Annotated in this window: 1 protein-coding gene; it reads right to left on the reverse strand. The window is 42.4% G+C overall.

The annotated features are described in order from the left end of the window. The coding region (locus G1O98_RS38415) for a serine/threonine-protein kinase (protein WP_163939706.1) at positions 1 to 744 on the reverse strand (744 nt) is incomplete at its 3' end. Positions 745 to 847 lie beyond the last annotated feature (103 nt).

Genomic DNA, 847 nt, shown 5'->3' on the forward strand with positions numbered 1-847 from the left:
CCCTGCCCCCTGCCATCTGCCCCCTAATTTTTCTGGTTCCTTGGCAATATGACAGTGAACCAACTCCATCGGATCGTTAGACTCGAAGGGTAAGTGTCCAGCCAGCAATTCATAGAAGGTAACGCCGAGAGAATAGTAATCACTGCGATAGTCAATTCCGCGATTCATCCGTCCGGTTTGTTCTGGAGAAAGGTAGGCAAGAGTACCTTCTAAGACATTAGGACTGTGAATTTCTTGGGTTTCTCTGGGTAAAAGAGAGGCAATACTAAAGTCAATGAACTTGACTTGCTGAGTTTCTGAGTTGATGAGGATGTTAGCAGGCTTGATATCTTTATGGATAATCCGATGGCGATAGAGTCCGTCGAGAATATTGCTTAGAGCGATCGCAATTTCCAAAAACTCTGTCAAAGTATATTGCTTACCCCTTATTGTTTCGTTCATCCAATCTCTGAGGGAAATACCACCAAAATCCTCCATCACCAAAGCATAGCTGTTACGGTAAGGTTCCAGGCTGTAGGGATGAACAATACCAGGTAAGTCAATATTTTTAGCGATTGTGTATTGATTGCGGAATAGCAGCAGATCGTTGAAGGTAGGATACTCCTGCTGTAGCAGTTTGATTACAACCGGAAGTTGATCAGCCTCTCGAATTGCACGATAAACTAAGGTTCTAGAGCCTGCATAAAGTTGTTCGCTAATTTGATAGTTAAAAAGCTTGTCCATCGGCTTAACTGCTATATTCATACTTCATCAACTCTTCATAAATTAGCTATTTATTTAAAGTATTGTGCCCAAAAAGTAGCTTTTGCTAACTCAGTTTTGTCAATGGAGGCAAGGGGGAGGAGGC

The organism is Nostoc sp. UIC 10630, from assembly GCF_010747425.1.
GTDB lineage: Bacteria > Cyanobacteriota > Cyanobacteriia > Cyanobacteriales > Nostocaceae > Nostoc.